The organism is Clostridium amazonense (assembly GCF_056431285.1).
The window spans coordinates 146,105-170,562 of sequence record NZ_JBWKMH010000028.1 but is presented as its reverse complement, the minus strand read 5'-3'; the positions used below and the strand labels follow the sequence as shown (position 1 = coordinate 170,562).

Annotated in this window: 19 protein-coding genes and 1 riboswitch; of the genes, 6 read left to right on the top strand and 13 right to left on the bottom strand. The window is 25.6% G+C overall.

What is annotated here, in order from left to right:
• Positions 1-22: 22 nt before the first annotated feature.
• From AC07E4_RS12250 to AC07E4_RS12240, 3 genes are all read right to left on the bottom strand, one after another.
• Positions 23-778, bottom strand: a complete 756-nt coding sequence (locus AC07E4_RS12250; protein ID WP_478216546.1) for an N-acetylmuramoyl-L-alanine amidase — start codon at positions 776-778, stop codon at positions 23-25.
• A gap of 587 nt (positions 779-1,365) precedes the next feature.
• Positions 1,366-1,830, bottom strand: coding sequence for a UPF0158 family protein (locus tag AC07E4_RS12245; protein WP_040330377.1), 465 nt, complete (start codon positions 1,828-1,830; stop codon positions 1,366-1,368).
• Between the two features lie 32 nt (positions 1,831-1,862).
• On the bottom strand, positions 1,863-3,662 hold the full coding sequence (locus AC07E4_RS12240) for a MutS-related protein (protein ID WP_430828606.1): 1,800 nt from the start codon (positions 3,660-3,662) through the stop codon (positions 1,863-1,865).
• A 312-nt stretch (positions 3,663-3,974) separates the two neighbouring features.
• Here AC07E4_RS12240 and nhaC point away from each other — a divergent pair, with 312 nt between their 5' ends.
• A complete protein-coding gene (gene nhaC / locus AC07E4_RS12235) occupies positions 3,975-5,384 on the top strand; it encodes a Na+/H+ antiporter NhaC (protein ID WP_040330374.1) in 1,410 nt (469 codons plus the stop codon).
• Between the two features lie 166 nt (positions 5,385-5,550).
• Here the strand turns inward: nhaC and AC07E4_RS12230 are convergent, their stop codons facing one another.
• Positions 5,551-6,486, bottom strand: coding sequence for a dipeptidase (locus AC07E4_RS12230; RefSeq protein ID WP_478216545.1), 936 nt, complete (start codon positions 6,484-6,486; stop codon positions 5,551-5,553).
• A 608-nt stretch (positions 6,487-7,094) separates the two neighbouring features.
• Between AC07E4_RS12230 and AC07E4_RS12225 the strand changes: the two genes are divergently transcribed.
• The 3 genes from AC07E4_RS12225 (at position 7,095) to AC07E4_RS12215 (ending at position 8,552) form a co-directional block, all read left to right on the top strand.
• Entirely contained in the window at positions 7,095-7,586 is a 492-nt protein-coding gene (locus AC07E4_RS12225) for a YajQ family cyclic di-GMP-binding protein (RefSeq protein ID WP_040330372.1), read from the top strand.
• A gap of 341 nt (positions 7,587-7,927) precedes the next feature.
• Complete coding sequence (locus AC07E4_RS12220; RefSeq protein ID WP_040330371.1) at positions 7,928-8,170, top strand: AbrB/MazE/SpoVT family DNA-binding domain-containing protein; 243 nt, start codon at positions 7,928-7,930, stop codon at positions 8,168-8,170.
• 229 nt (positions 8,171-8,399) lie between these two features.
• Positions 8,400-8,552, top strand: a complete 153-nt coding sequence (locus AC07E4_RS12215; RefSeq protein WP_158644514.1) for a hypothetical protein — start codon at positions 8,400-8,402, stop codon at positions 8,550-8,552.
• Positions 8,553-8,591: 39 nt separating this feature from the next.
• Here the strand turns inward: AC07E4_RS12215 and thiE are convergent, their stop codons facing one another.
• Genes thiE through thiD form a run of 3 tightly spaced genes read right to left on the bottom strand, consistent with a single transcriptional unit; the run spans position 8,592 to position 10,829 of the window.
• Positions 8,592-9,215: a thiamine phosphate synthase gene (gene thiE / locus AC07E4_RS12210; RefSeq protein WP_478216544.1), complete on the bottom strand. Its 624-nt coding sequence runs from the start codon at positions 9,213-9,215 to the stop codon at positions 8,592-8,594.
• Positions 9,208-10,011 (bottom strand): hydroxyethylthiazole kinase, encoded by an 804-nt coding sequence (gene thiM, locus AC07E4_RS12205; RefSeq protein ID WP_478216543.1) that lies wholly within the window; start codon positions 10,009-10,011, stop codon positions 9,208-9,210. Before thiM ends, thiE begins: the two co-directional genes overlap by 8 nt.
• A 35-nt stretch (positions 10,012-10,046) precedes the next feature.
• Positions 10,047-10,829, bottom strand: coding sequence for a bifunctional hydroxymethylpyrimidine kinase/phosphomethylpyrimidine kinase (thiD, locus tag AC07E4_RS12200; RefSeq protein ID WP_040330367.1), 783 nt, complete (start codon positions 10,827-10,829; stop codon positions 10,047-10,049).
• Between the two features lie 66 nt (positions 10,830-10,895).
• Positions 10,896-11,005: riboswitch (TPP riboswitch) on the bottom strand.
• Between the two features lie 138 nt (positions 11,006-11,143).
• Here thiD and AC07E4_RS12195 point away from each other — a divergent pair.
• Positions 11,144-13,501 (top strand): ATP-dependent DNA helicase, encoded by a 2,358-nt coding sequence (locus tag AC07E4_RS12195; protein WP_478216542.1) that lies wholly within the window; start codon positions 11,144-11,146, stop codon positions 13,499-13,501.
• 41 nt (positions 13,502-13,542) lie between these two features.
• Here AC07E4_RS12195 and AC07E4_RS12190 read toward each other — a convergent pair whose 3' ends face one another.
• The 6 genes from AC07E4_RS12190 to AC07E4_RS12165 all read right to left on the bottom strand — a co-directional run bounded on the left by AC07E4_RS12190 (position 13,543) and on the right by AC07E4_RS12165 (position 23,011).
• Entirely contained in the window at positions 13,543-14,877 is a 1,335-nt protein-coding gene (locus tag AC07E4_RS12190) for a phenylacetate--CoA ligase family protein (protein ID WP_478216541.1), read from the bottom strand.
• Positions 14,878-15,166: 289 nt separating this feature from the next.
• Positions 15,167-17,122, bottom strand: coding sequence for a GTP-binding protein (locus AC07E4_RS12185; RefSeq protein WP_478216540.1), 1,956 nt, complete (start codon positions 17,120-17,122; stop codon positions 15,167-15,169).
• A 574-nt stretch (positions 17,123-17,696) separates the two neighbouring features.
• Positions 17,697-18,356: an ABC transporter ATP-binding protein gene (locus AC07E4_RS12180; RefSeq protein ID WP_040330362.1), complete on the bottom strand. Its 660-nt coding sequence runs from the start codon at positions 18,354-18,356 to the stop codon at positions 17,697-17,699.
• Positions 18,357-18,371: 15 nt separating this feature from the next.
• Positions 18,372-20,993 carry an FtsX-like permease family protein gene (locus AC07E4_RS12175; RefSeq protein WP_478216539.1) on the bottom strand — a complete coding sequence of 874 codons (2,622 nt, stop codon included), beginning with the start codon at positions 20,991-20,993 and terminating at the stop codon, positions 18,372-18,374.
• Between the two features lie 72 nt (positions 20,994-21,065).
• A complete protein-coding gene (locus AC07E4_RS12170; protein WP_478216538.1) occupies positions 21,066-22,346 on the bottom strand; it encodes a sensor histidine kinase in 1,281 nt (426 codons plus the stop codon).
• Complete coding sequence (locus AC07E4_RS12165) at positions 22,319-23,011, bottom strand: response regulator transcription factor (protein WP_040330358.1); 693 nt, start codon at positions 23,009-23,011, stop codon at positions 22,319-22,321. Before AC07E4_RS12165 ends, AC07E4_RS12170 begins: the two co-directional genes overlap by 28 nt.
• A 315-nt stretch (positions 23,012-23,326) precedes the next feature.
• Between AC07E4_RS12165 and AC07E4_RS12160 the strand changes: the two genes are divergently transcribed.
• Entirely contained in the window at positions 23,327-24,430 is a 1,104-nt protein-coding gene (locus AC07E4_RS12160) for a DEAD/DEAH box helicase (RefSeq protein ID WP_478216537.1), read from the top strand.
• Positions 24,431-24,458 lie beyond the last annotated feature (28 nt).

The following is a 24,458-nucleotide window of genomic DNA, read 5'->3' as shown; positions in this document are numbered from 1 at the left end:
TTTATTAATATAAATGTATAACTTATTCAATATTTTTATCTTCGTTGCATTTAATTCTATATTCATCTACTGAATTTGCAACTACTTCCATTAATTTTTGTTGATAATTTTCATCACATAACATTTTATCTTCATTCCAATTGCTCATAAATCCCATCTCTAATATGACAACTGGCACTTTAGACCAATTAAATCCGGTCATGTCACCTCTTTCAAATACTCCATTAACTTTTATACCGCACTCTTCTAAATGTTTTTTCATAATGTTTCCATATACATTGCTTTCTTCATATATAGCTGTTGTATGTTTTCCTGTTTTAGATGGTATTAGAATAGATGCACCTGTTTTTCCCGAATCATTTATTCCATCACAATGTATTCTTATAACTAAATTAGCGTTTTTATCATTTGCAAATTGTGCTCTTTCTGCATTGCTGATATTTACATCATGTGTTTCTCTTGTCATAACAACTTTATAACCCTTATTTTCAAGTAATGTTTTTAATTTTTGAGATGCCTCTAGATTTACTACATATTCTGGCTTTTTTGTAGCAACACCTGCTGTTCCAGATGATACTCTAGGTTTTTTTTGTGATGCTCCTGGTGCTATTGGTTCACCCTTAGAGTCACCTTTTTCTTGATGTCCAGGATCAATACAAATAATAAAATTTTCTTTTGTATTCTCTAAATTTAAAGCTTTTACTACATTGCTACTTAGATTTAGTGTGATTACTAACATTAATATTATAACTAATTTTATTTTGTAACCTTTTTTCATTAAAATTCCTCCTTAGATCAACACATTTATATTTAATAAATTGTGAAATTTAAATACATCTGTTTCTTTTTAATAAACTATATATATTTATTATCTCTCTTTTAAAAGGAATTTATTAAATATATTACTTTTTACTACTATTCCTTTTTAAATTTGTTGCACTTGTAATATTGAAATTTCCTTCTTTCATTAACAATAATTATTTAATACAATAAATAATTATTAATTTAACTTTACAAATTAATCTTATTTATCAAATTTACAAATAGTCTATTTTAATCATATATTTATCTATTTTTAATGAATTTAGTTGATTTTAAATTAAAATTATTTCTTTTTAATAAACATTTAATTATTTGTATTGACCATTTTTATAGCTTATATATAATTTAATTATAGGATACCTATTTTTTACTTTTCAGTTAAATTAAAGTTTTATTTTATTAAAAATTATTATTTATTGCAAAGTTTTTAAACTTATATAATAATTTTTATAAAAACTATATCATTCAAATTCCCTTATTTAATTTATTCATAAAATAAAGAAGTAGTAATTTCCCCATTACTACTTCTTTATTTTTAATATATTAAATGCAATCTAAACTCTTATCTTTACACCATTCTATTATAAATTTTTCAAATTCATTATCTCTAACCTTATACCATTCATCAATTAGTCCACACGAATATAGTGAACTTTTAAATTGTCTAAATGCACTTTCTCCTTGAACATCTGAATTCAAAAGTTTAAGAAACTCTTCATTGTTGCAGTTTTTTATGAATTTCTCCATTGTACTATATTCATCAAATTCATCTCTATTTGGTAATTTAATATAATCACATGGATTTTCTATAAAATCTTTGGCTTCTAAAATTATATCTTGTTTCCATTCATCTATTTCTTCAATATTTTTATCAGATTCTGCAAGTTCTATATCCTCTTTAGATAGCATAACTATTTTACCAGTTAATTTATTATAATAATTATTTATATCATCTAACTCCATCTCATATATTTCTATTATCTCTTTTAAACTTATTTTATATCTCATATTTTAATCTCCTATATTCTTTACTTTAGTTTCTATTCTTCTAAAATTTCAATGCCTATCATATTCATTAAATACTTTGCATTAGTAGATGTAGCCTTTCCACTTTTCATTTTATAGTCAAAAAATATTTTATTTTCCTTATAGTGTTCAGAAAAATGATAGTTTTTTATTCTGTTATATTTATCTAATGTACATAACTCTAAATCATGTGTAGTTATACAACCAATCACACCTATTCTATTAAGATTAGCTAAAACATTCAATGCCCCTGTTATTCTATCACTAGAATTTGTTCCTCTAAATATTTCATCTATTAAAAATATCATATCTTTCTTTTCTTTAGAATAATCTATTATTTTTTTTATTCTTACAAGTTCTGCATAAAATGTAGATACTCCATTTTTAAGTTCATCACTTATTCTCATAGATGTAAATATGTTCATTACTGAGCAAGTCATATCACTTGCACATACAGGTGCACCACTATATGCTAAAACTAAATTTATTCCAATTGTCCTTAAAAATGTAGTTTTTCCTGACATATTAGAACCTGTAATAACTAAAATATTATCATCCATATTTAAATCATTATTTACTCTAGCATTTTGATTTATTAGTATATGCCCTAAATTTTCAGCTTTTATTAGTCTTTTATCTTCTTTAATTTTAGGATAACATATATCTTTATTTATATGATTAAGTACAGCTAAACTCATAAGGCTTTCTATTTCACCTATTGATACAATATATTTTTCAAGTTTATCATAATATTTTTCTTTCCACTTTTCTAATGAAAATATACACTGATAATCCCATAAAAATAATCCATTCAATATAAAAAATAAAAAAGGATTAAATCTTAATCTAATTTTTATCATTATATTATCTAGTTCCTTCATAGCACTTAAAGAATCACTATTTTTACTAAATAATATTTCTTTTATTTCTTTTAACTTTTCACATTTAAACTCTTCCTTCTCTAATAACTTAAGAATTTTATAATATTTATCAAAACCATCTTTAAATTTATTTATTTCATCAAAACTATTATTTATTTTTGCAAGTCCTATTGACCATATAAATAATTGTATTGCAAAGATTAAAATCATTACTTTGTAAAAATTTATAACTTTAAATATCAATACAAATAGTAATAAAGGTACTGTTATCATTGGTAGTATATATATAATTTTTTGAAGTATTTTAGAATTTGTAAGCTTATCATTTTTTCTAGAATACTCTATTAATTTTTCCTCATTTTCTAATTTTCCCTTTAAATCTTTTGTGCAATATTCTATGTTTTGACATAGCTCTAAATTATCTTTTAATTCTTTTATTGCCTCTTGTCTTCTTAAGATTTCTTCTTTGTTACACAGTGGATTTAATAGTGTTTTTGCTAAAGTTTTTCTTCCTATGGAAGTATTTGTTGTATTTACAAGTTGAAATAGAGATTCTTTACCAATTATATCCAAATCATAAGAGTATTGATGATTTTTATTTATAAATTCTTCCCCTATATCTTTAAAATTAATCCATTCACCATTAATTCTACTTATATAATCTTTATTTATTTCATACATACCTTTTGCGTATGATAATTTTTCACTTATTTTCCTGTGATATATAACTAAAATAATAAATGCTATATAACTTACTACTGCTATTATCCTATAAAATGTATTTATACCTATATTTAATGCTGCATAAGTAAAAAATACAGACCATAAAAATATAATAAGCCTCATTACTCCTATAAAGTTATAAGTTTTATTATATTTCTTAACTTTTTCATCATACTTATCAGTATTTTTTTTAAAATTATCCTCTAACACTAGCTTCCTCCTATTTATTGTATTTAATAAGTTTTAATCATAATAAAAAACATATAATATCATTTTACCACTTTTATCAAATTTCTAAAGAGTATTTATGTAAATTTACAAAATACTTATATTTTTGCTTTATTGTTGTAATGAGTTATTTTAATAAAGTATTAATTTTTTTAAATTTTATACAAACTATTTATTATATAAACAAACTGTATACTTTGTAAATTTTTACATTTCATCCTATTTTATAAATTTTTTTGTATTATAATCAAATAAATAAACTTATTTTTTAATGATTTTAAGGGAGTTGATTTTATGAATAATAATCCTAAGCCTAAGGTTTGGGAAGCATTAGTTCCAATATTAATCTTAATTGTAACTTTAGGATGTGCAATAATCTTATTTGATGCTTCACCTCATATTCCACTTGTCATTGGTGCTGCAGCTGCTGCATTAATGGCTATAAAAGTAGGATTTAAATGGAGTGATTTAGAAAAAGGAATTGTTAAAACAATAAATTTGTCACTAGAGGCAATAATTATACTAATGATTATTGGTATTGTTATAGCTTCATGGATAGCTTCTGGTACTGTTCCTACTTTAATTTACTATGGACTTAAAATTCTATCACCATCCATATTCTTAGTTGCTACCTGCATAATTTGCTCTATTGTCTCCGTTTGTACTGGAAGTTCATGGACTACTGCTGGAACTGTAGGTGTTGCCTTAATGGGGGTAGGATCTGGCCTTGGAATTAATCCTAGTATGACTGCTGGTGCTATAATATCTGGTGCCTACTTTGGAGATAAAATGTCTCCACTATCTGACACAACAAATCTTGCTCCTGCTGTTGCCGGTTCAAATCTTTTTGATCACATAAAACATATGGTATATACAACTGGTCCTAGCCTTATTATATCTTTGATTTTATTTGGTATATTAGGTGCTGGATTTAGTGGAAAAGCTTTAGATGTTTCACAGATAGACTTAATCACAAAAGGACTTGAAGATAACTTTAATTTAAGTCTCTTAACATTAATACCACCTATTGTAGTTCTAATAATGGTTTCGAAAAAATTACCTGCTACTCCTGTACTTCTACTAGGATCATTACTTGGTTGTATTCTAGGAGTATTTCTTCAAGGTATTGCTCCTGGTGAGTTCTTTTCAATTCTAAATGATGGTTTTGTTATTAATAGCGGTGTACCTATGATTGATAAACTTCTTAGTCGTGGTGGACTCCAAAGTATGATGTCTACAGTTGCTCTAATATTTTGTGCCATGTCCTTTGGTGGTATAATGGAATATGCAGGATTTTTAAATATATTAGCTGAAAAAATTCTAAAATTAGCTGTTAATACAGGTTCTTTAGTTCTTATAACTGTAGTTTCTTGTATTACATTAAACTTTTTAACTGGAGACCACTATCTTTCAATTCTAATTGGTGGCAGAATGTATAAAGATGAATTCGAAAAAAGAAATTTAGCACCTAAAAACCTTTCTAGAATATTAGAAGATGCTGGTACAATAACATCACCTTTTGTTCCTTGGAGTACTTGTGGTGCATTTATGAGCAAAACATTAGGTGTTGCAAATTTTGCATTTTTACCATTTTGTTTTTTAAATTTAATAAATCCTATAATATCTATAATATACGGATTTACTGGAATAACCATGGCTAAAATTGATGAAGATAAACCTATTGGAAAGAATTTATCTATGTAATCTTTAATTTTTATTTTCTTTATATATAAGATCAAAGTCTTAGATATAATCTATAAATTACAATGCTTTAGCTAGACTTGTTTTTGTCAAACTATAAATAACTATATAAGAAAAAAGGTAATATATTTTATAGCCAAATAAAATATATTACCTCTTTTATTCATAATTATTTTAATATTTCTTTTAAAACTCTCTCTGTATTTCTAAATAATATTTTTTCTATTTCATTATCTTTAAAACCTTCTTTTTGTAATCTATCACTTAATTTCATCATTTCTGATGTATTCCTTATTTCTACTTCATTATCTATTCCATCAAAATCTGAACCTAATGCTAAAATATCTATTCCACCCACATTATATATATGTTTTATATGAGCTATCATTTCATCTATGCTCGAAACTTCTAAATCTCCTAAAAAATCTGCACAGAAATTTAATCCCATAACTCCGCCTTTATCAGCTAATTTTTTTATCATTTCATCAGTTAAATTTCTAGGATGATTAGTTACATATCTTGAATTAGAATGAGATGCTACAAATGGCTTTTTACATATATCAACTAAGTCATAAAACCCACCATCTGATAAATGAGAACAATCTGGTATTATTCCTAGCTCTTCCATATATTCAACTATCTCTTTTCCTTTTGGAGTTAAACCTTCATTTTTATATTGAAATCCACAATTTGGATATCCTAATTTATTAGGATAGTTCCATGTAAGTGTTATGAGCCTTACCCCTAAATCATAAACCTCTTTTATCCTCTCAATTTTACCATCTAAAACTTCGCCTTCTTCAATTGTCAGGAAAGCTCCTATTTTACCTTCTTTATTGCATTTTGTAAGTTCTTGAAAACTTCTTACTACTTCTATTTCCTTATTATTAATTTCTATTTCTTTCATAAAATTATCATATTGCTTTTTAAATTCTAAAAATGGATCCTCTGTATGTTCTAATTCTATAAAAAAAGCAAAAAATTGAGCTAATGCATTACCTTTTTTTAACTTATTTATGTCTACCTTTAAATTACTTTCTTTTAAATTTAAGTTTTGATAAAGAAGTGCACTTGCAGTATCACAGTGCATATCAATAAAATTCATTACTATTCCCCCTTTTTAGTCATATTAAAAATTAACATTTATATATATAGATTAACATTTTTTTATATAAATTTCGAACTAAATTAATTTTATGTCTTATTTATACCTCAAATAAAATTAATATAATATTTATCCATAAAAAGTTTATTTTCAAGAATAAATTCCAAATATAGAAAAACAAGTTCAAAAATGAAATTACTCCTATTTAAATTGAAAATTCTAATTAATTTAATTGAAAATTGAAAGTTGAAAGTGAATGTAAAAATTTGATTTCCAATTTTAAATAATGATTTTTTATTAAATTTGCTAAGCAAATTAGTTGAAAACAATATAAAAACGTAGTTTTTAGGTATTTCTATTTTAAATATTAAGAACGAAGTGAGTAATATTCACCATCACTATTCACTTTTCACTCTTACTTTTTAATTGGATTCCAACATGATAATTGAATAAACTATAAGCTTAATACTATCACTTAATAAAGATATTATTTAAAATTTGAATTTGGAACCCTATGTTGTTTTATTTTTTTATTAGTGTATAATTATAAAGTATATGTTTATAATATTTTAAATATAATATATGTTCACTATTTAGGAGGATTTGAAATGGCAAGTAGTTACTCATTTGATGTTGTATCAGAAGTTGATATGCAAGAAGTTGATAATGCAATTAATCAAGCATTAAAGGAAATTAAACAAAGATATGATTTTAAAGGTTGTAAAGCTTCTATAGAACTTTCAAAAGATGAAATTAAAATTGTATCTGATGACGAGTACAAATTAAATGCAGTTATAGATGTTTTAAAAGGTAAACTTATAAAAAGAGGTGTTTCAGCAAAGGCTTTAGATATAAGCAAGATTGAAAATGGTTCTTTAGGTAGTGCTAAAACAACTGCTAAAATAATAAATGGAATTTCTAAAGAAAAAGCAAAAGAAGTAGTTGCTGAAATTAAAAGCAGTAAAATCAAAGTCCAAACTCAAATACTAGATGAAAAATTAAAAGTTACTGGCAAAGACAAAGATGACTTACAAGCTACTATACAACTTTTAAAATCTAAAGACTTTGGAATAGACTTACAATTTACAAATTATAGATAATTTAAAACCTATGATTTTTTTCATAGGTTTTTTTTATTTTATTCTACATATAATATACTTTGATATTAATCTCATTTCATATATATTACATTTTATATATTTTTCTAAATTTTTTATTTAAATTAAATAAAATTTTCCCATTGTAAAAATTTTTTATTTAACAACTTGTACATTATGTATATTTTTAGATTAATTGGATAATTTAATAATATAGTTCCACTGTTATAAAGTTTTTTATATTTTTTACATCAAAACTAACACCTATATAAGTAAGTTTTGATAATATATACTATAAGTGTTTTTTCACTTATAAATTTATCGTAGCGATTAGGAGGATAAAAATGAAATCAACAGGTATAGTTAGAAGAGTAGATGAGTTAGGTAGAATAGTAATACCTATAGAGCTTAGGAGAACTTTAGATATTGAGATTAAAGATGCATTAGAAATATATGTAGATGGTGATCAAATAATTCTAAAAAAATATGAACCAGCATGTATATTCTGTGGCAATGCTAGAGATGTAGAAAACTATAAAGGAAAAAATATTTGCAAAAGCTGTCTTGCTGAATTAAATCAAAAATAAATATAAAACTATATAAAGAAAGTGACTTTTATTTGATATTAGAGATATTTTTTTCTTTATTGTTATAAAAAGTCACCCTTTATATATATAAGTCATAATATAGAATATAAACTAATCTAAATAATAAAGTTTAGATTAGTATTATATTAACAACAAACTTATTTTTATATTAGGAATCTTAATAAAACAAAATGATTTTATAAGATTCCTTCTAAATGGGGGTTATAAAATGGATGAACTTTGGTTCTTTATTATATTATTATTTTTCTGGCCAGTAATAGGTCCTTGTGGCATAATAATTCTACTTCTTTTATTCGGAGGATTTGATGATGATTGTGGCTGTGGCTGTGATTGTGGATGTGACTATGGCTGGGACTTTTAATAAATTTAGAAAAGGGTCAGTAAATTGACCCTTTTCTTCTTATTTTATAAAAAAGCTTTTCAAGTTTTTAGCTGCTAATTCTATATCATTTTCAGAAAGTATAGCACTAACAACAGCTATACCATCTATATTACATTCTATTACCTCTTTTGCATTATTCTTATCTATTCCACCTATAGCAACTATAGGTATTTTTATATTATCTCTTATTTCTTTTAACATATTTAATTTAACATTTTTAGCATCTTTTTTAGTGCTTGTACTATAAATAGCCCCTATTCCTAAATAATCTGCTCCATCCTCTACAGCTTTTTTAGCTTCTTCCAAATTTGACGCTGATATTCCTAATACTTTATTTTTTCCTATTAATTCTCTAACTACTTTAGCTGGAATATCATTTTGTCCAACATGAACTCCAGCTGCATCTATTGCTAGTGCAATATCTACTCTATCATTTATAATAAGTGGAACATTATATTTATCAGTGATTTCTTTAACTTCAATTGCATATTCAAGGAAATCTTTTCCACCACACTCTTTTTCTCTTAATTGAACTAGAGTTACGCCACCTTTAATAGCATTTTCTACCTCATCTTTCAAATCTCTATTTTTTAAAATATTTCTATCTGTCACTAAATACAGTGAGTAATCTATTTTATTCAAAAATTACATCTCCCATCTCTAACTGCTTTTCATCTAACAATGATAGTTTATCTATTATACCTACTCTTAAACTTCCAGTGCCCTCACCTTGTTTTAAGTCTTTAACAGCATTTTCACCACACAAACTCATAGAAAGTGTACCTAATGTTGCAGCTATAAATCCATCCTTAATTGCGCCTATGTATGAACCTATTAAGGATGCTGTCATACATCCTGTTCCCGTTATTCGTGCCATCATCTCATGTCCATTATTTATTTTGGCAACTTTTTTCTTATAACATATGACATCTTCTTTTCCTGTAATCACTACTGTTGTGTCTAACTTTTCTGACAATGCTTTTCCTAGCTCTACTGCATTTTCCATATTTTCTATTGAATCAACACCTTTTACAGTAATATTAAGTCCCAATATACTTTTTATTTCAGCCATATTTCCTTTTATTACATCAAACTTAATATTTTTAACTAAATCTTCTAAAAGTTTCTTTCTCGCTGATGTTGCACCTGCCCCTACTGGATCTAAAATTACAGGTTTTTTAAATCTATTTGCTATCATCCCTGCCTTTTTCACTATATTAATCATTGATTTATCCATAGTTCCTATATTTATAACTAATGCTGATGCAAAACTTAAAATTTCCTCTAGTTCATCTTCACAAAAACTCATAAGTGGTGATGCACCTATTGCTAAGGTTACATTAGCACAATCATTTATTGTTACAGCATTGGTTATATGATAAACCAACGGTTTCTTTTCTCTTACTACATTTATGTACTTTGAAAATTCATTTATCATAATTATCCCTATTACCTTTCAAATAACTTTATTCTTTAATAAAATTTATAAAAATGATTTACAGGTCCACTACCATGTCCTACATCAAAACTATTTTTTATTGCACCTGTTATATATTCTTTTGCAAGTCTTACAGATTCTAAAACATCATATCCATTTGCTAAATTTGATGCTATTGCTGATGATAAAGTACATCCTGTTCCATGTGTATTTTTAGAGTTAATTCTTTCTCCTACTAATTCCACTATATTATCTTTTGATACTAAAACATCAATACAATTACCTTCTAAATGACCACCTTTTACTAATACATATTCAGGTCCCATTTGAAGGATTTTTTTACCTGCTTCTTTCATATCCTCTATAGTATCTATCTTCATATCACATAAAACTTCAGTTTCTCTTAAATTAGGTGTTAAAACTTTTGCTATTGGAAGTAAATTTTCTATAAGAGCCTTTTTAGCTTCCGGTTTTAAAAGATCATATCCTGTTGTTGATACCATAACTGGATCTACAACTATATTCTCTGCATTATATTTTTTTAATTCACTTGCTATTTTTATTATAATTCTTTCATTAGATACCATTCCTATTTTTGTAGCTGACACTTCAATATCCTCAAATATAGCTCGTATTTGAGATTCTACAGTACTTTCTGGAATATCAAATATATCCGTTACCCCCATAGTATTTTGTGCTGTTATTGCTGTTATAACACTCATTCCAAAAGTTTTATTTGCTGAAAACGCTTTTAAATCAGCCTGAATTCCAGCTCCCCCGCTACTGTCTGACCCTGCTATTGTAAGTACCTTTTTCATAAACATCCCTCTTTCTTTTTTTAATAAAAAAACTCCTTACCAAAACTTGATAAGGAGCATAATATTCTTAATATACTTTAAGATTTCCTACGCTGGCATTATCCAGATCAGGTCAACGGTCGAAATATCTACAATTTCCTCTCAGCAAAATGCTTTTTGCTCCCATACTTACATTTATTTCTTTGTTAATTCTATATTAAAACATATTTAATAAAATAACAAGTGACGAATATATTTAATTCTCCCTTGTAAACTTATCCTACTTTGATAAAATATTATTATATTACAATCTTTATACGAAATGGGGTTAAGTTTTGGATAATGACAATACTTGTGCTAAGCTTTCTGTAAGAAGCCTAGTAGAATTTGTTTATAGATATGGTGACTTAAATAGTGAGTATGTATCTTCTAGTTCTGCTATTGAAGGAACTAAAATACATAAAAACATTCAAAAAGAATATGAAAATGAACATAAAGAAAAAGAAGAAGAATTTTTAAAAGAAGTTCCAATTAAAGATACTTTTAGTTATAAAAGTTTAAATATTTTTTTAGAAGGTCGAATTGATGGTGTAATTTCAAAAGATAACTACGCTGAAATCTTGGAAATCAAAAGTACATCACGAGATATACTTTCTATTGAAATATACAATGAACTTCACATAGCCCAAGCCAAAATATATGGTTATATGTATTGTAAACTCTATAATCTTGATAAAGTAACTATTAAGATTATATATGTAAATCGAGATACATTTTTATCAAAAGATTTTAGTGAAATTTTTTCTTTTGATGATCTTAAAGATTTCTTTTTTTGTACTATTGATAAATATTTCAAATTTTTAACTTTAGATTATAATTTTAAAAATTTAAGAAATAATTCTATAAAGATTTTAAAATTTCCCTTTGAAAAATATAGACCCAATCAAAGAGAGCTTTCTGTAACAGTTTATCAAACAATAAAACATAACAAAAAATTATTTTTAGAAGCTCCAACTGGAATTGGTAAAACTATTTCAACTGTGTTTCCATCATTAAAGGCTTTAGAACAAAAACTAGGTAATAGAATTTTTTATCTTACGGCAAAAAGTAGTACTAAAATTATAGCTGAAAATACTATAAATCTTTTAAGAAATCAAGGTTTAAAGTTAAAAACTTTAACTTTAACAGCAAAGGAAAAAATATGTTTTAAAGAAAATGTGAATTGCGATCCTACTATTTGCGAATTTGCTAAAGGACATTTTGATAGAGCTAATAATGCTATACTAGATATTATTGAAAACGAAGATAACATAAATAAAGAAATAATAAATAGTTATAGTATGAAGCATAAGGTTTGTCCTTTTGAAATATCTCTTGATTTAATAAGTTATTGTGATTTTATAATATGTGATTATAATTATGTTTTTGATATGCAAGTATCTTTAAAAACATATTTTAATGAAAAGAAAAATGAAAACATATTACTAATTGATGAAGCCCACAATTTAGTTGATAGAGCTCGTGATATGTATTCTTCTTCACTTTCTAAAAGTGAATTCTTAAACTTAAAGAAAATTATAAAAAATGATGACTTTTCACTTTATAAAAAATTGGATAAAGTAAATAAAGTAATGATTGAAATTAGAAAATATAATGAAGAAAATAACTTTTATATATTTGATTCTGTCCCAACTGAATTTATAAAATCTTTGCACATAGTTTTTGATGCTATGACAACTTATCTTGCTAAAGATAATATTAATTTTAAAGATAATGTATTAGATTTATATTTCAAAATTAATGATTTCCTTAAAAAAAATGATATTTTTGATGAAAATTATATTTGCTATAGCGAAAAAACTAGTTCTGAACTTACAATAAATATATTCTGTATAAACCCTAGTTCAGCTCTTAAAATTTCTTTTAAAAATGCAGTATCTACTATATTATTTTCTGCAACTCTTTCACCTATGCCATATTATAAAGAACTTTTAGCTTTTGATGATGGTGATTATAATCTTACTTTGACATCTCCATTTGATACAAAAAATAGAGAAATTATTATAGCTAATAATGTTTCCACAAAATATACAAAACGTGAAGCAAATTATAAAAAAGTTTGTAATTATATTCATACTACCTTCAATATAAAGAAAGGAAATTACATGGTATTTTTTCCTTCTTATAAATATATGAAAGATATTTATAATTTAATGACTGAAGAGTTTAATTACAACAATATAATTATGCAAGATACATTTATGACTGAAGATGAAAGACTAAATTTTATTGATAAGTTTAATACAACACAAAACATAATAGGTTTTTGTGTTCTTGGTGGAGTATTTTCAGAAGGTATAGACTTAAAAGGAGATTCTTTAATTGGTTCTATTATCGTTGGAGTAGGACTACCTAAACTTTCATTAAAACAAAATTTAATTAAGGATCATTTTGATAGTAAAAATGGTGATGGATTTCATTATGCATATACTTTTCCAGGAATAAACAAAGTAATTCAAGCAGCTGGAAGAGTTATAAGAAGTGATGATGACAAAGGAATTATATTTTTAATAGATGAACGTTTTTCCTCTTCATTATATCAACAACTATTACCAAAGCACTTTTTCCCACAAACTATCATAAATACTTCATTAAAATCTGAAAATATAATAAAACAATTCTTCAACATATAAAAAACGGAGTTGTGTTAAAACATATCACAACTCCATTTCTTTTATATTTCTTTTATAACTATCTTAGTTTTTCCAGTATTTTTATTTACCTGTAATTTATCTACAAACTTTATATTATATTTTACATTGTTTAAATCTTTAGCACTTAAAAATCTATCTATTTGATTTTCTATTTCTCTTTTTTCTAAATTTTCATTTGCCCTACTTGATGTTATACATCTTATTTCAAAATAATTTATGCTTTTCTGTACAAATTGATATTTTGTTATTCCTTTAACATCTAAATCATCTAAAAATAATGGATGAAGAAAATCTCTTTTTCCTTTTGAGTTTACAAACCACATAATTTCTTCTTCTCTTCCCATAACTTTGTTCATATGAGTATATGGAAGACTACCAAACTGTTCTTTTGTAAATCCATCTACAATATCACTTAATCTATATCTTATAAGTGGAAATTCTCTGTTATATAATGGTGTTATTATTAATCTATTACTATCATCTACTTCAGTATAATTTAAATCATCATAAAGATAAATTCCATCATAAAAGCTACTACCTGCTCCTATAAAAATAGATTCAGTGCAACCATAATAATCAATTACATCTGCACCAAACACTTTCTTATAATATTCACTAGCTTCTTTTGTTAAAGATTCTCCACCAGTGATTATTTTCTTCGGTTTTATATCTATTCTTCCTTCTTCCTTTAATGATGCAACTAAATTTAAACAAGATGGATAACCTGACAAATAAGTAGGATTATAATCTTTTATAAGTTTTACCCATTCATCTAATGGTTTTTGTGCATTTATAACAACACTTTTACATTTATATTCTTGCATTCCAAATATAGCAAGTGCAGTACACGCATATCCACTTCCCACTGGTGCTATATAAAGATTTCTTAAAGGAAAATCACTTAATCCTAATTTTTTTTCTCCACCTTGCAATGTTAATCTCACAAAGTTAGATTCAAGAATCATTAATGCTCTCTTATTATACAAAAAATTAGTAGGAATTCCTGTACTACCCGATGTATGGACAATATATTTTTCTCCTACTCTTGGTAATAAGCTGTCACCCTTTATAGCATTTTCAATTTTGTCTTTAGATATATTGCTTACTGCTATATCATAAAAATTTTCTCTAATATATTTTTTATCAATGATAGGAATATCCCTAATATTTATATTGCTTAAATCTCCATATTCTATTCCATTTGAAGAATATAACTTCTTATAAAATTCACTATTTCTATAAGCATACTTTATTGTCCTTCTAAACTTACGTTCACTATAATTTATAATTTCTTCTCTACTAAATTCATTATGTTTGTATAGTTTCTTACCGTACTTAGCTAAATCTATAAGCATATCCTTTCACTTCCTTATATATCGTATCAAAGTCAAAATAACCTCTTTATCAATTGACAAATATACAGTTACCATTTATTCCTATTAATATATTTTCAACTAATCAAAAATTAACAATAATAGTTGATGTTGAATATCCCCATGGATTGAAATCCACTCTACAATATTTTCTTTGCCTTTAAAACAAATTATAATATTTTATAAAAAACTAGTTTTTAACTAATTTTCGCTTCCTATAAATCAGTATATACCATTATGTGTAAAAATGTTAAATTAGTTACATACTATATCATTTCAAGCAATGCATATGATTCTCTGCTTCATTTCCCTTTACAATAAATCCTTGACCTTTAGAACAAAACACAGAACTGGATGTATACTCTATATCTGCATCCTTATTGTAATTTATTTTTTCTATAATTTCCTCACTATTATGACACACATCGTAACCAGCAAAATTAAAACTAATCTTGCCTTTTCCTTTTGTAACTTTTATAAGTTCTTTTCCATAATCCATAAATGTTGCAACAGGGCCTCTTCCTTTTATAACTACTTTGTCCATTTGTATATCAGGTGATTCAAAAATCCCATTTAATTTCTGTATATCACTTATTATTCTTCCCATATAATCCATTTCAGCCTCTATCTTGAAATTATAATAAGGTTCTAATAAAATATTATTTGCTTTTTCTAACCCTTGTCTTAATGCTCTTAATGTAGCTTCTCTAAAATCTCCACCACAAGTATGTTTATTGTGAGCTCTACCAGTTAGTAATGTTATTTTCAAATCTGTTAATGGTGAACCTGTAAGAATTCCCCTATGTTCCTTTTCAAGTATATGTGTACCTACTAAATTTTGATTACCTGCGGTTAAATCATCACTATGACATTTACTCTCATAAACAACTCCTGATCCTCTTTCTCCATTTTTTATACTAAGATGTACTTCTGCATAATGTTTTAAGGGCTCAAAATGTCCATATCCTATACTCTCATTTTCTATAGTTTCTTTATACAAAATCTCACATGGTCCAAAATCTACATTCATATTAAATCTTTCATTTATAATATCTTTTAATATTTCAAGTTGTATAGTTCCCATAATATTTACATGTAATTCTTTTAAATGTTCATCCCATTTTATATTTAAATTTGGATCTTCTTCCTCTAAAATTTTAAAAATATTTAAAACATCTTTTATATTTAGTGATGCATCATAAAACACCTTTGATTTTAAAGTTGTCTTTATATCACTATATACCTTTTCTTTTACCTCACCTAATCCATCTCCAGCTATAGCATTTTGAATTCCAATAATGCCACATAATTCACCAGCTTTCACACTTTCTACTGCTTTAAATTTAGTACCATTATAAATTCTTATTTGATTTATTTTATTTAAATTATTACTATTTCCACATTTAACACTAATCTCTTCTTTTACTTTTAATCTTCCCTTAAGAACTTTAATATATGTAATTCTATTTTTATCTTCATCATACTTAACTTTGTAAACTCTTCCACTGAACAACTCATCTTCATTGTAGTTAGTATAAGTTAAAATATCTAATGAATCTATAAATTCATATATTCCTATATCTTGAAGTGCCGAACCTATAAAACAAGGAAAAACTAAATTATTTTTTATCATTTTCCTCAAAGCTTTTATACATTCTTCTTTTTTCACTTCACATTCTAAATATCCTTCTAATATTAATTCATCTCTTTCTGCTATAAATTCAACAACTTCATTATCTAATTGTTCATCTTTTAAACTATCCTTTATAAAAAGAGTATCTAAACTTAAGTTGTTTTTAATTTCTTCTATTATATTTTTATAATCCACATGAGGAATATCTATTTTATTTATAAAGAAAAATGTTGGTATATTATGTTTTCTTAGTAAATTCCAAACAGTTTCTGTATGACTCTGTATTCCATCAGATGCACTAACTATAATAATTGCATAATCCATAATCTGAATTGCTCTCTCCATTTCTGATGAAAAATCTATATGTCCTGGAGTATCTACTAAAAAATAATTACTTTCATTATAATTAAACATAGCTTGATCAGAAAAAATTGTTATTCCCCTTTCCTTTTCTATATAATGACTATCTAAAAGTGTATTCTTATGATCCACCCTTCCTCTATTTCTAATACATTTTGTGTGATATAAAACTTGCTCACAAAACGTAGTCTTTCCTGCATCTACATGTGCTAAAACACCAATTGTTTTATTCATATTTATTACCTCTATTTCATATTTCTATCTATAAAAAAAGCTGCCCAAACTAACTTCTCAGCCACCATTTTAAAACACCAAAATTAACATCTTATTTTAATTTGAAAATAATAGCTTTCTCAAATGATATTACTTATCTTATAGTTTATTCCATTGTTATGTTTGGAACCAATTATCAATTAACAGTTAGCAATTACCAATGCTGGTTAATATTATTCACTTCGTTCTTAATATTTATGAATAGAACTGCCTAAAAACTACGTTTTTATATTATTTTCAATTAATTTACTCTGCAAATCATTATAAAAATTGTTTTTTTTAAAACTGATACTTCAGTTTTATCCTTCATTGTTAATTGTTCATCGTTAATTGCTAATTTGTGTATAACACTCGACTATATCTTTATCAATTGAAATAAGAGTAATTTCATTTTTCAACTTGAAATCCTATAGTATTAATTGTATTTTATCATAAATATTAACTACTTTATATTTATATACATATGAAAATATGAAGATTAAAAGTTAAATTATAAAAATAAAAGCTAGTCTTTTAAGACTAACTTCTATAAAAATCAACTTATAATCTTTCCATCAGAAAGTGTAATTATTCTATCTGCCGCTGATGCTATTTCTAAATCATGAGTTACCACAACTAGTGTTTGTTTATATTTCTTAGAAGATAACTTAAGTAGTTCCATTACTTCTTTTGAATTTTCCTTATCAAGATTTCCTGTTGGCTCATCTGCAAATATAATTGAAGGTTTGTATATCAACGCCCTTGCTATAGCAGCCCTTTGCTGTTGTCCTCCTGAAAGCTGAGATGGAATATGATTTTTTCTATCTTTTAATTCTAATAAATTTAATAATTCATTTAAGTAATACTTATCTGGTTTTTCATGATCTAATAATACAGGTAGTTCTATATTTTCCTCTAAAGTCAAAACAGGTATTAAGTTAAATGATTGAAATACAAATCCTATATTTCTTCTTCTAAAAACTGCAAGATTATCTACATCTAAATCATATATATTTTCATTATCAATAATTACATTACCTTCTGTTGGCTTATCTATTCCAGCCATAGCATGTAAAAGCGTACTTTTCCCTGAGCCACTAACTCCTACTATAGCAACAAATTCTCCTTGATTAATAGTCAGATTTATATTTTTTAAAGCCTCCACCTTTATATCTCCACATCCATATGTTTTATAAAGATTTTCTACTATTAACATTGTCTTCCCCCTAAACTACTTTTCTTTATGTTTTAATAAATTTTCTTTTTTTACTCTTTTTAGCGGAATATATATTGCAAGTATTCCAATCACTAAAAAAAATACTATACTTATTAAAGTTTCTTTATAAGGATACACATATGCTATATCATGTGCACTTCTAAACATCACATTTAGGAATATAGAATTTATTCCCCCAATAATAGCTCCATATATTATTCCTATAACAGAATACAAAATTCCTTCTAAATACATTATTTTATTTATGCTATTTCTTGAAGCCCCAACAACACTTAAAAGTTCTAGTTCTTTACTTCTTAAGGTTACATTAGTATTTACTACATTAAACACATTTGCCATACTTATAATAGTTATAAATGCTATAACACTAAAATAAAATAGTTTACTAAACTTAATATATTTGTCATCTACATCAGTAAAAATTGTATTGCTACTAAAGTTTTCACTATCCATATTACTAATTTTTTCATTTTCAATATATTCGTTCCACTTATCCATTAATGTTTTTCCAATATCACCTCTTTTTTTATTTCCTAAATCTTCTTTATAACTTACAACCATACCCTTAACTTCTGCTGGCTGCAGCCTATCTAATTCTAACTTTTTATTAACGTCTTTTTCATTATCTTTAACTGAATTTATGCGTTTCTTTTCAATTAAATCATTATAAAGTTCTGTAGTCATATATATTGTTGGATAAGCATTCTCAATGCTTTCTTTATCAAAAAGATTTACTCTAACTGTGCCCAAAACCTTTACCTTCATAACTTCATTTACTGTACTATTATTACTTTCAAATTTATTAGTACTCATTAAATTTGATGTATCAATTAATATTTCATCTCCAACCTTCAACTTTGTAATATCTTTCTTATTATATTTTATATTTCCTAAATTTTTCATGTCTTGTTCATAGCTTACTTGAGTAATATAGACACCTTTTCCCTTTTTCATTTTTTCTTTATTATTAAAACTATTTAAAAGATATGGCGAAATTTCATCAATACTTTCTAAATCAATAGGCACTATTTCTGATTTTAAATTAGTATATTGGGAACCATTTATACTTATTGTATCTCCTTTTACCATTACTTTATTTTTAGGCATAAAAGTATAGGATTTTATGCCCTCATATATTTTATATACATTTTTAACTCCATCAATCTTTTTTGCATTATCTACAAGTAACTTTATTTCTTCACTATTTCTTTTTATAATTTTCATACTATTTTTATCATCATATATATTAGTAAAATAATGATTATACCTTGCCATATTCTTATCTATTGGAAAAGCCTCATATGGTAGCTTGTCTATATTGCAAACTAAACTGCTAAATGTAATAAAAATTGTTATTGATATTACAATTGAAATTACTGTTGATTTAAATCGTCCTTTATTGGTTCTTATATTTCTATTTGCAATAATTCCTTCAATGCTAAAAATTTTACTATTTAAATTCATTTTTCTATTATTAAGTTTTTTTATCTCACAATTCCTATTAGTAAAGCAATCTAATGGTGATATTTTTTTTACTTTTCCTAGCACTGAAATTACTGATAAATATAATGTAATGAAAGTAATTAATATTGCTATTAAAATACTTTCTAGAGAAAAATATGTTTTTACAGTAAGTGTATTATTTAAAATTAAATTGTTAAATGTTTTAAATAGTTTAGAACTTGCTATAACACCTAAAATTAATCCTATGGGAAGTGCTATTAATCCAATTATAAAAGTTTCCTTGATTATAATTCTTCTAATTTGTTTATTAGTTCCACCTATAGCCTTTATTAACCCGTATTCTTTCATTCGTTCCATAGTAGCTATATTAAATGAATTATATATAAATATTAACGTTGCAATCATTACAACAATAGCTACCATAAAAAAAGTAATGTAATCTATAATTGCACTTTTACTTCTTCCTTCACCTATTGCATTTAAAAGTGGTTCATTTTTAAAAACTTTATCACTTTTTATATTAAAATCTTCAACTAATTTATCTATTTTATCATTTAGCTTTCCTACCTCTTTTAATTTTAAATAAACTTCTACATTATCCATAACTATATTCTTACTAATAGTATATGCATCAAATATTTCTAAAAACGGTCTATTTATACATTGAGAAAAACCTACAACAGTATATTCCATGCTTTTTCCATGAAATAATTTAACCGTTATCTTATCTCCAATCTTTTTTGTATCACTCTCTTTAAAATCTCCACTTAATATTATTTCATTGGAATTTTCCGGAAATCTCCCTTCTTCCACCCTTACACCCAATAAACTAAACTTATCACTATTTATTTCATTAATAACTAATGTTTTTTCTCCTAGTTTTACATTTCCAACTTTCTGACGAAAAGTTGACTTATCTACTACTACATGCGCCTTAATATTTTCATATTTTTCCTTTTCATCTAATTCAAATTTAACGTGGTAATCTCCATCAGCTCTTAGCATATTAATAATGTTCTGCTGAGAAGAATAAATTATATGCCCAGTACCACTTATGAACATAATAGCTACTATTATTGCAATTATATTAAGCATGCTCCGTTTTTTATTTTTCATAAAATATTTATTAGCTATATCTATGTAGCTTTTCACATTACTTCCCCTCACTTTCCTCTACACTTATAAATATACACTTTAATTCTTACTATAAGATAAATACCTTTCTTACAAATTTGTAAGAAAGGTAACTATAAATTTACTTCCCTTATCTTTTATACTTTCTACTTCTAAAAACCCTCCCTGACCTTCTATTATGCTCTTAGAAAGAGCCAATCCTATGCCTATAGAATCTTTTCTTTTTATTTTGCTTTTCCCCTTATAAAATCGTTCAAAAATATGTGGTAAATCTTCTTTATTAATTCCAGTCCCATTATCACTTATACTAATTTTATGATAAATAGAATTATTTTCATAACAAATAGAAATTTCACCATAGTCACTTATGTGCTCAATAGAATTTTTTATTATATTAGTTAAAGCTTCACTGGTCCATCCCTTATCATGAGGATATACTCCTTCTTGAAGCTTTAATTGTAAATTTAAATTTTTTTCTTCAATACTTGTTAACAAAGGCTCCAAAGCATTTTCTATAGTTTCTTTTAAACTACTGTTTATCTTTTTATATTCAACAACTCCACCTTCAATTTTAGCAAGTTTCAATAATTTTCTTATAAGCCATTCCATAGAATACACAGAACTCCTCATCTTATAAGCTATTTTTTCTACATCACCTTTATCCATAGAAGAGTTATTACTTAATACTTCAGTAAATAAACTCATAGATGTTATTGGAGTTTTAAGCTGATGGGATATATTTACTAAGGTATCCTTCAAAAATACTTTTTCTTTGTTAAGCTGATTTATTGCATTTTCTAATCTCTCTGCCATTTGATTAAAATTATGTGAAAGTACACTAAACACACCTTCCCCCATAAATGAAAATCTTAAAGAAAAGTCTCCTTCAACTACATTTTTTATTCCCTTATTTATCATTTTTATATAACTAACAATCTTTTTATAAAAAATAAGTACAATTAAATATAATATAAACATAGAACTAATCACTAAAGCATTGATATGTAATTTTAATGTTTTATAAGATTTATTTATATTTGGTAACAATTTAATATCCATATTTTCTTTATAACCATAAGAAGATAAAATTTGCTTTCCTTTTTCACAATCCCCATATTTAGCACCTTGTGTGAAAATTTTAGCTATGGTGTCTTCTTCCATAGCTTGTCTATTATAAAATGAACCTATTATTGCATAACTTTCATTTATATAATTTTGTTTAATTTTTTCAAAGCTAATATCAATACTAATATTTAATATAATCATTAAAAGTGCTACAACAATACTCCATAATAAGTTAAATTTTAAATAATTATTTTTATATGTATATTTCATTTTGCACTTTACTCCTCTATAACATTTTTGTTCCATCTATAACCTAACCCTCTTAAATTTACTAAAAATTTAGGCTTTGATGGTTCATCTTCAAGTTTTTCTCTAAGTCTTCTAACATATACAGCTGGTGTATTTTCATCTACAAAATCTCCCTGAATATCCCAAAGTCTATGTAGAATTTCTTCTTTAGAAATGACCTTGCATGGATAAGACATAAAATATAAAAGTAATTTATATTCAACAGATGTTAAAGTAATTTCTTTTTTATTCTTGTACACTTTTGCACTTAAGCTATTTACTTCTATATCTCCAGAAATAAGTTTTGTTTTATTTGAGTTATTTGTTCTTCTAAGTACAGCTTTAATTCTTGATAAAAGTTCTTTTATTCTAAATGGTTTTATGACATAATCATCTCCACCAAGATCAAATCCTAATACTACATTAACCTCTTCATCTAATGCTGTTAAAAATATTATTGGCATCTTGCTCTTTTCTCTTACATATTTACAAAACTCATATCCATTGCCATCTGGTAATCCAATATCTAAAAGAATAAGTTTAAATTCTTCACTAAATAACCTTTGAGCCATAGCCATATTTTTAGCTAATGCTACCTGAAACCCTTCATTTTTCAAATTATATTCAATGCCTAAGGCAACAGCTTCATCATCTTCAACTAGTAAAATTTTAATATTATCCATAATTCCCCCTATTTCAGTAAGTATTTTCACATTTATCCTATAGAAATAACCATAGGTTCAACATTATTTATAACTTAATTCCCTTACAATAACTTTACAAGGTATATTATACATTTTTTACAATTATTTTTCCTTTAAATAGTAAAATACCATTAAATAATTTATTTAATAATAAATAATAAATATTAGTATTAATTATCACCTTGTGATATTATTAATAGATGTGCAAATAAAAACTTAGATATATTAAAACTGTAAATAAAGATAAAATTAAAAAGGTTTTAATTTTATCTTATAAACGAAAGGTAAGAAATAATGAATTTTAAAGAATTAGGAATTAATAATGATATTATTGATATATTAAAAAAATCTGGTATTACAAATCCAACACCTATACAAGAAGAAAGTATTTCATTCATAAAAGAAGGAAAAGATGTTATAGCTGAAGCTCAAACAGGTACAGGAAAAACTCTAGCATTTTTACTGCCTATGTTTGAAAATATATCTCCAAATATAAATGAAGTCCAAGGGCTTATTGTAACTCCTACAAGAGAACTTGCAATACAAATAACAGAAGAGGCTATGAAGTTAAAATGTGCTAAAGATATAAATATATTAGCTTTATATGGTGGAAAAGACATAGGTTCTCAACTAAAAAAACTTAAAGGAAATACTCATTTAATTATTGCAACTCCTGGTAGATTGTTAGATCATCTTGATAAGAAAACTGTAAATCTTTCTAAGTTAAAGACTTTAGTTTTAGATGAAGCTGACCAAATGTTATTTATGGGATTTAAAAATGAAGTAGAAAAAATTATAAAAGAGTGTTCTAAAAAACATCAAACATTATGTTTTTCTGCAACTATGGATTCAGCAGTAAAAAAACTTGCATATAGATATATGAATGATCCAATAGTTGTTGCAGTGAAAAAAGAAGAAGTTACTCTTACTAATATTAAGCAAAATGTAGTTGAAACTACAGATAGACAAAAGTTAGATTCACTATGTACTGTGTTAAAAGAAGATAATCCTTTTATGTCAATAATATTTTGTAGAACTAAAAGAAGAGCCGACAACCTGGAGCTATCTCTTGCTAAAAATGGTTTCCGTTGTGAAAAACTTCATAGTGATGTACCACAAGCTAAACGTGAAAGAATAATGAAAGCTTTTAGAAATGCCGATATTCAATATTTAATAGCTACAGATGTTGCATCTCGTGGTTTAGATGTTAGTGGCGTAACTCACATTTACAACTATGACATTCCAGAAAGTGTTGAATCATATATTCATCGTATAGGTAGAACTGGAAGAGCTGGTGAAAAAGGATACACTTGTCTTTTTGTAGATCCTAAAGATGACAGAATGCTTCATGAAATTGAAAAAGCAATTGAATTTAAAATCGAAAGAAGATATGTTTAAAGTCATTTCTCCTGTTTTTAAAAGATAA

What these genes read in the sequence shown, in the direction of transcription:
- AC07E4_RS12165 (WP_040330358.1), bottom strand. Translation starts at nt 23,011, where the DNA reads ATGGATAATATTAAAATTTTACTAGTTGAAGATGATGAAGCTGTTGCC.
- nhaC (WP_040330374.1), top strand. Translation starts at nt 3,975, where the DNA reads ATGAATAATAATCCTAAGCCTAAGGTTTGGGAAGCATTAGTTCCAATA.
- AC07E4_RS12185 (WP_478216540.1), bottom strand. Translation starts at nt 17,122, where the DNA reads ATGAATAAAACAATTGGTGTTTTAGCACATGTAGATGCAGGAAAGACT.
- thiD (WP_040330367.1), bottom strand. Translation starts at nt 10,829, where the DNA reads ATGAAAAAGGTACTTACAATAGCAGGGTCAGACAGTAGCGGGGGAGCT.
- AC07E4_RS12170 (WP_478216538.1), bottom strand. Translation starts at nt 22,346, where the DNA reads ATGGAACAAAAATGTTATAGAGGAGTAAAGTGCAAAATGAAATATACA.
- AC07E4_RS12220 (WP_040330371.1), top strand. Translation starts at nt 7,928, where the DNA reads ATGAAATCAACAGGTATAGTTAGAAGAGTAGATGAGTTAGGTAGAATA.
- thiM (WP_478216543.1), bottom strand. Translation starts at nt 10,011, where the DNA reads ATGATAAATGAATTTTCAAAGTACATAAATGTAGTAAGAGAAAAGAAA.
- AC07E4_RS12215 (WP_158644514.1), top strand. Translation starts at nt 8,400, where the DNA reads ATGGATGAACTTTGGTTCTTTATTATATTATTATTTTTCTGGCCAGTA.
- AC07E4_RS12180 (WP_040330362.1), bottom strand. Translation starts at nt 18,356, where the DNA reads ATGTTAATAGTAGAAAATCTTTATAAAACATATGGATGTGGAGATATA.
- AC07E4_RS12190 (WP_478216541.1), bottom strand. Translation starts at nt 14,877, where the DNA reads ATGCTTATAGATTTAGCTAAGTACGGTAAGAAACTATACAAACATAAT.
- AC07E4_RS12250 (WP_478216546.1), bottom strand. Translation starts at nt 778, where the DNA reads ATGAAAAAAGGTTACAAAATAAAATTAGTTATAATATTAATGTTAGTA.
- AC07E4_RS12160 (WP_478216537.1), top strand. Translation starts at nt 23,327, where the DNA reads ATGAATTTTAAAGAATTAGGAATTAATAATGATATTATTGATATATTA.
- AC07E4_RS12245 (WP_040330377.1), bottom strand. Translation starts at nt 1,830, where the DNA reads ATGAGATATAAAATAAGTTTAAAAGAGATAATAGAAATATATGAGATG.
- AC07E4_RS12230 (WP_478216545.1), bottom strand. Translation starts at nt 6,486, where the DNA reads ATGAATTTTATTGATATGCACTGTGATACTGCAAGTGCACTTCTTTAT.
- AC07E4_RS12225 (WP_040330372.1), top strand. Translation starts at nt 7,095, where the DNA reads ATGGCAAGTAGTTACTCATTTGATGTTGTATCAGAAGTTGATATGCAA.